We start from the raw sequence: 6,711 nt of genomic DNA, 5'->3' as shown, positions 1-6,711 counted from the left end.
GGGTTGGGCATGACAGGCTCGGGTCGATGGAGTGAATGCCTGTGGATAAAGCAATTTTCTGGCCATTGAGTCAGGAATTTGCGTCGAGCCATGCCGGGGCAGGCTTTGCGCGGGATGTGGCGAGAGGATGTTTGCGCAGCTCAGGCACCACTTCGGAGCAAAGGGCTTGATAAGGCTCCTTTTTTGTCCGCGACGGTTGATCAAAAAACGAGCAATCGGCTGCAAGCTATGCCGGATATGGGGCTGCGCGAGGCATGAACGGGTTATCCACAGCTTGCTCCACAGTATTTGTGTGCAAGCTCGACGCTCGGGCATAAGCGCAACGCCGCTATCTTCTAAAGGTGATAAACCGCGCTAACTGTTTGTTTTTCCGTGGATTTGGCGTTTTTGATGGCGCTTTGGACGAAAAACGTACAATCCCCGCAAAGCCGCATGACAGAAGGGTTACAGCGCTATGTGCTCAGGTTATCCACAGCCGGGTGCACAGTAGATGTGGGCAAGTGTCGATCGCAGTGAACAGGATCAACGCCCTGAAATATTGCAGCCTGCATCGCTCAAGACTTACCGCTCAAGAAGAATGCGTCCACGGCTCAAATCGGCGAGCTGCAATTGCAGCGTTTCAATCTGCGCTTCGCCCAGCGCCAGTTTCAGATCGACGCCGTTGGCGGTGAACGATTCCTCGACCACCAACCCGCCCAGCTCCGCCACCCGCAACTTCACCAGTGCCAATTCGCCGAACGCACACGCGCAACTCAGCGGCACGCGGCTGATCAATTCGATTTTCGGCGCCGCTTGCAGGCATTTGTTGGCGCCGCCGCCATACGCGCGGGCCAGTCCTCCGGTGCCGAGTTGAATGCCGCCGTACCAGCGAATCACCAACACCGCGACTTGATCGCAATCCTGCGCTTCAATCGCCGCCAGGATTGGCCGGCCAGCGGTGCCGCCGGGTTCGCCATCGTCGTTGCTGCGGTATTGGCCGCCGAGTTTCCACGCCCAGCAATTATGCGTGGCGTTCAAGTCGCTGTGCTGCTCGATGAATGTTTGGGCGTCGGCCGGGCTGCTGATTGGCGCGGCGAGGGTGATGAAGCGGCTTTTGCGAATCTCTTCGCGGTATTCGCAAAAGTCGCTGAGGGTAAAAGGCATAGGTCGCTTAGATAGTCGGTGTCAGGCCGCAGCCCTTTAGAATAATTCGAATCAGATTGTTGCCGGCATCTTCCATGTCTTGCTTGGTCAACTTGGCGCGGCCGCTGACTCGGCAAATCTGCGTGGCGAAGTCGGCGTAGTGCTGCGTGCTGCCCCATAGCAGGAAGATCAGGTTGACCGGGTCGACTGCGTCCATTTTGCCGGCATCGATCCAGGCCTGGAACACGGCGGCGCGTCCCTTGAACCAAGCGCGGTAATCCTGGTTGAAATACTCGGTCAAACATTCACCGCCGCTGATCACTTCCATGGCGAAAATCCGCGAGGCCTGCGGTTGGCGTCGGGAGAATTCCATTTTCGCGCGGATGTAACGCGTCAGCGCTTCGGCCGGATCGTCGTCGGCGGTGAGGGTGTTGAAGGTGCTGTCCCACAATTCGATGATGTTGCTCAGCACTGCCACGTACAAACCCAGCTTGTTGCTGAAGTAGTAATGCAGGTTCGCTTTGGGCAACCCGGCATTCACGGCGATGGTGTTCATGCTGGTGCCTTTGAACCCGTGGCGGGCGAATTCATCTTCGGCGGCTTTGAGGATCGTCTCTTCGTTCTTCTGACGAATGCGGCTGGCAGGTTTGCCGCCGTGGGCGGGGACTTCAAAGGTCATAGGCACTTCCGGAATGGTCTGTGGGTGCAACCCCTGCGTTGATAGCGCACCCGCCGGTTTCAGACAAGTGCTGACACGATAAAACCTTGCCCTTGTAGGAGCGAAGCTTGCTCGCGAAAGCGGTCTGACATTCAACACTGATGTTGGCTGATATGACGCCTTCGCGGGCAAGCCTCGCTCCCACAGGGTTCTTCGTTTATTAGCGGGTGGCGGCAAGGCTTTCGAGGAAACTTTCCAGCACCAGGTGCGGGCGCCGGCCCTTGCGCGTGACCGAGGCCAGGCTCAGGTCGTAAAAACGCGCGGTGGGTTTGAGCGCGCGCAAGCGACCTTGCTGCACCCAGAGACTCGCGTAATGGTCCGGCAGGTAGCCGATGTAGCGTCCGGTCAGAATCAGGAACGCCATGCCTTCACGGTCGGAGGCGCTGGCGGTGCAGTTCAGCGCTTGGTAATGCGCCTGGATTTCGGCGGGTAAACGGAAGGTCGGCGCAATCGCGTCCTGGCTGTTCAGACGATCATCGTCCAGTTGTTTGTCATCAACGTAAAACAACGGATGGCCGACCGCGCAATACAACAGCGAACGCTCGCTGTACAACGGCTGATATTCCAGCCCCGACAACGCGCTGGCCTGCGGCACCACGCCAACATGCAAGCGTCCGTCGAGCACGCCTTGTTCGACTTCATTCGGGGCAATCATGCGGATCTGAATCTGCACGTCCGGCCCGCGTTCCTTCAATTGTGCCAAGGCATGTGTAATGCGCATGTGCGGCAGGGTGACGAGGTTGTCGGTCAGGCCGATGGTCAACTCGCCGCGCAGGTGTTGGTGCAGGCCGTTGACCTCGGTGCGGAAACTTTCCAGCGCACTTAATAGCTGCAACGCCGATTGGTAAACCTCGCGACCTTCTTCGGTCAGGGAAAACCCGGCGCGCCCGCGTTGGCACAGGCGCAAGCCGAGGCGCTGCTCCAGATCGCTCATCTGTTGGCTGATGGCCGAGCGACCGATGCCGAGCACTGACTCCGCCGCCGAGAAGCCGCCGCACTCGACCACGCTGCGAAAAATCCGCAACAAGCGGATATCAAAGTCACTGACCTGGGCCAGCGGATCGGGGCGGCGGGTGCTCATGGTTGGGCGCTCATGGTTGGGAGATGAAAGTTTAGTGACTGGCTGACTGAAGGTTAGAAGAGTTGGATTTCACCGACTTTATCCCCGTGGCAATTTAGCTGCAAGAACGCTTTTGATCTCTATGCCGCTTATTGCCTGCGAGGTTTTAATCAATGAACTTGCCCGAAAACGCCCCGACTTCCCTGGCCAGCCAGCTCAAGCTTGATGCGCACTGGATGCCCTACACGGCCAACCGAAATTTCCAGCGTGATCCGCGACTGATCGTCGCCGCCGAAGGCAGTTGGCTGACGGACGACAAGGGCCGCAAAGTCTACGATTCGCTTTCGGGTCTGTGGACCTGCGGCGCCGGGCATACGCGCAAGGAGATTCAGGAAGCGGTCGCCAAGCAGTTGGGCACGCTCGATTACTCGCCGGGTTTCCAGTACGGCCACCCGTTGTCGTTCCAGTTGGCCGAGAAAATCACTGACCTGACGCCGGGCAATCTGAATCACGTGTTCTTCACCGACTCGGGTTCCGAGTGTGCGGATACCGCCGTGAAGATGGTCCGCGCCTACTGGCGTTTGAAAGGTCAGGCGACCAAAACCAAGATGATTGGCCGCGCCCGGGGTTACCACGGCGTGAACATTGCCGGCACCAGCCTCGGCGGCGTCAACGGCAACCGCAAAATGTTCGGTCAGGCGATGATGGACGTCGATCACCTGCCGCACACCTTGCTGGCGAGCAATGCCTATTCGCGTGGCATGCCGAAAGAGGGCGGCATCGCCCTGGCAGATGAGTTGCTGAAGTTGATCGAATTACACGACGCTTCGAACATCGCTGCAGTCTTCGTCGAACCGATGGCCGGCTCCGCTGGCGTGCTGGTTCCGCCTGAGGGTTACCTCAAGCGTCTGCGCGAAATCTGCGATCAGCACAACATCCTGCTGGTGTTCGACGAAGTGATCACCGGTTTCGGTCGTACCGGTTCGATGTTCGGCGCCGACAGTTTCGGTGTGACCCCGGACCTGATGTGCATCGCCAAGCAAGTCACCAATGGCGCGATCCCGATGGGCGCGGTGATTGCCAGTTCCGAGATTTATCACACGTTCATGAACCAGGCGACGCCGGAGTACGCGGTGGAATTCCCGCACGGCTATACCTACTCGGCACACCCGGTGGCGTGCGCCGCGGGCCTGGCAGCACTCGATTTGCTGCAAAAGGAACACCTGGTGCAAAGCGTCGCCGAAGTCGCGCCGCATTTCGAAAATGCGCTGCACGGGCTGAAAGGCTCGAAGAACATCATCGACATTCGTAACTACGGTTTGGCCGGCGCGATCCAGATTGCCCCGCGTGATGGCGATGCGATTGTGCGTCCGTTCGAGGCGGGCATGGCGTTGTGGAAAGCCGGGTTCTACGTGCGTTTCGGCGGCGACACCCTGCAGTTCGGCCCAACCTTCAACAGCAAGCCGCAAGACCTTGATCGCCTGTTCGATGCGGTCGGCGAAGTGCTGAACAAGATCGACTGATTTCTCGTCTCTCTCTATATAAAGAAGGGCGCTATTTGATGAGCGCCCGTGAACAATTTTCTGGAGCCCCGCATGAGCCTTATCCCGCATTTGATCAATGGTGAACTGGTGACCGAGGAAGGTCGCACCGCCGACGTGTTCAACCCGTCGACCGGCAAAGCCATCCACAAGCTGCCATTGGCCAGCCGCGAAACTATTCAGAAAGCCATTGATTCCGCCAAGGCTGCGTTTCCGGCGTGGCGCAACACGCCGCCGGCCAAGCGTGCCCAGGTGATGTTCCGCTTCAAGCAATTGCTGGAGCAGAACGAAGCGCGCATCGCCCAGTTGATCAGCGAAGAACACGGCAAGACCCTGGAGGATGCCGCCGGTGAATTGAAGCGTGGCATCGAGAACGTCGAGTTCGCTTGCGCGGCTCCGGAAATTCTCAAGGGTGAATACAGCCGTAACGTCGGCCCGAACATTGATGCATGGTCGGACTTCCAGCCGTTGGGCGTGGTTGCGGGGATCACCCCGTTCAACTTCCCGGCGATGGTGCCGTTGTGGATGTACCCGTTGGCGATCGTCTGCGGCAACTGCTTCATCCTCAAGCCGTCCGAGCGTGATCCAAGCTCGACCCTGCTGATCGCGCAATTGCTGATCGAAGCCGGTCTGCCTAAGGGCGTGCTGAGTGTGGTGCACGGCGACAAGGCTGCGGTGGATGCGCTGATCGAAGCGCCGGAAGTCAAAGCATTGAGCTTCGTGGGCTCGACGCCGATTGCCGAGTACATCTACGCAGAGGGCACCAAGCGCGGTAAGCGCGTCCAGGCACTGGGTGGCGCGAAGAACCACGCGGTGCTGATGCCGGATGCGGATCTGGATAACGCGGTCAGCGCACTGATGGGCGCGGCGTATGGTTCTTGCGGCGAACGTTGCATGGCGATTTCGGTGGCCGTGTGTGTCGGTGACCAAGTGGCCGATGCGCTGGTGGCCAAGTTGGTGCCGCAGATCAAGGCGCTGAAGATTGGTGCAGGCACTTCTTGCGGGTTGGACATGGGGCCGCTGGTTTCCGGTCAGGCGCGCGACAAGGTCAGTGGCTATATAGAAGACGGCGTTTCATCTGGCGCAACCTTGGTGGTGGATGGCCGTGGTTTGAGCGTGGCAGGGCATGAGGAAGGCTTCTTCCTGGGTGGCTGCCTGTTTGATAACGTCACGCCAGAAATGCGCATCTATAAAGAAGAGATCTTCGGGCCGGTGTTGTGCGTCGTCCGGGTCAACAGCCTGGAAGAGGCGATGCAGCTGATTAACGATCACGAATACGGCAACGGCACCTGCATCTTTACCCGTGACGGCGAAGCGGCGCGGTTGTTCTGCGATGAGATTGAAGTCGGGATGGTTGGCGTTAACGTGCCGTTGCCAGTGCCAGTGGCCTATCACAGCTTTGGCGGTTGGAAGCGTTCGCTGTTTGGCGATCTGCACGCGTATGGTCCGGATGGCGTGCGTTTCTACACCCGCCGCAAGGCGATTACTCAACGCTGGCCGCAACGAGCGAGCCATGAGGCATCGCAATTCGCGTTCCCTAGCTTGTAAGTAGAAGGGCAGAAGGCCGGCTCCTCAATTGATGGGGGGCCGGCCTTCGTGCTTTTGGGGCTTTTCTGACCTATATGACAGTTTTGTGAAAATAGGTGTTGACGGCAGATTCTGGAAGTCTATAATTCGCCCCACTTCCGGCGCAGTCGAAACGGAAAACTCCTTGGTAAACAATGAGTTACGCAGGTTTCGGCAGTGAGTTGCTTCAGTTCATCGAAGCGCGAAAGAGGGTTGAAAAAGAGGAGTTGACAGCAGCGAGTAACGCTGTAGAATTCGCCTCCCGCTAACGAGAGATCGAAAGCGCAAGTGGTTGAAGTTGTTGAAGAAATCTTCGAAAACTTCTGAAAATAACCACTTGACAGCAACTGGCGCTGCTGTAGAATGCGCGCCTCGGTTGAGACGAAAGATCTTAACCAACCGCTCTTTAACAACTGAATCAAGCAATTCGTGTGGGTGCTTGTGGAGTCAGACTGATAGTCAACAAGATTATCAGCATCACAAGTTACTTCGCGAGAAATCAAAGATGTAACCAACGATTGCTGAGCCAAGTTTAGGGTTTCTTAAAAACCCAAAGATGTTTGAACTGAAGAGTTTGATCATGGCTCAGATTGAACGCTGGCGGCAGGCCTAACACATGCAAGTCGAGCGGTAGAGAGAAGCTTGCTTCTCTTGAGAGCGGCGGACGGGTGAGTAATGCCTAGGAATCTGCCTGGTAGTGGGGG

5 protein-coding genes and 1 rRNA gene are annotated in these 6,711 nt (G+C 57.7%); 3 read left to right on the top strand and 3 right to left on the bottom strand.

What is annotated here, in order from left to right; all coding sequences use genetic code 11:
- Positions 1-561 precede the first annotated feature (561 nt).
- The 3 genes from BI292_RS08385 to BI292_RS08375 form a co-directional block, all read right to left on the bottom strand.
- Positions 562-1,143, bottom strand: coding sequence for a YigZ family protein (locus BI292_RS08385; RefSeq protein ID WP_101207590.1), 582 nt, complete (start codon positions 1,141-1,143; stop codon positions 562-564).
- A gap of 7 nt (positions 1,144-1,150) precedes the next feature.
- Positions 1,151-1,801: a TetR/AcrR family transcriptional regulator gene (locus BI292_RS08380; RefSeq protein ID WP_101207589.1), complete on the bottom strand. Its 651-nt coding sequence runs from the start codon at positions 1,799-1,801 to the stop codon at positions 1,151-1,153.
- 199 nt (positions 1,802-2,000) lie between these two features.
- A complete protein-coding gene (locus BI292_RS08375) occupies positions 2,001-2,921 on the bottom strand; it encodes a LysR family transcriptional regulator (protein ID WP_101207588.1) in 921 nt (306 codons plus the stop codon).
- Between the two features lie 152 nt (positions 2,922-3,073).
- On the opposite strand from BI292_RS08375, the gene BI292_RS08370 reads away from it, so the two are divergent.
- From BI292_RS08370 to BI292_RS08355, 3 genes are all read left to right on the top strand, one after another.
- A complete protein-coding gene (locus BI292_RS08370; protein WP_101207587.1) occupies positions 3,074-4,423 on the top strand; it encodes an aspartate aminotransferase family protein in 1,350 nt (449 codons plus the stop codon).
- A gap of 72 nt (positions 4,424-4,495) precedes the next feature.
- Positions 4,496-5,989: a CoA-acylating methylmalonate-semialdehyde dehydrogenase gene (locus tag BI292_RS08365; RefSeq protein WP_092273708.1), complete on the top strand. Its 1,494-nt coding sequence runs from the start codon at positions 4,496-4,498 to the stop codon at positions 5,987-5,989.
- Positions 5,990-6,569: 580 nt separating this feature from the next.
- Positions 6,570-6,711: ribosomal RNA gene (locus BI292_RS08355) — 16S ribosomal RNA — on the top strand; the annotation flags it as partial.

Source organism: Pseudomonas sp. 43NM1, from assembly GCF_002836905.1.
In the GTDB taxonomy this organism is placed as follows: domain Bacteria; phylum Pseudomonadota; class Gammaproteobacteria; order Pseudomonadales; family Pseudomonadaceae; genus Aquipseudomonas; species Aquipseudomonas prosekii.
This window is presented reverse-complemented; position numbering and strand designations above follow the sequence as displayed.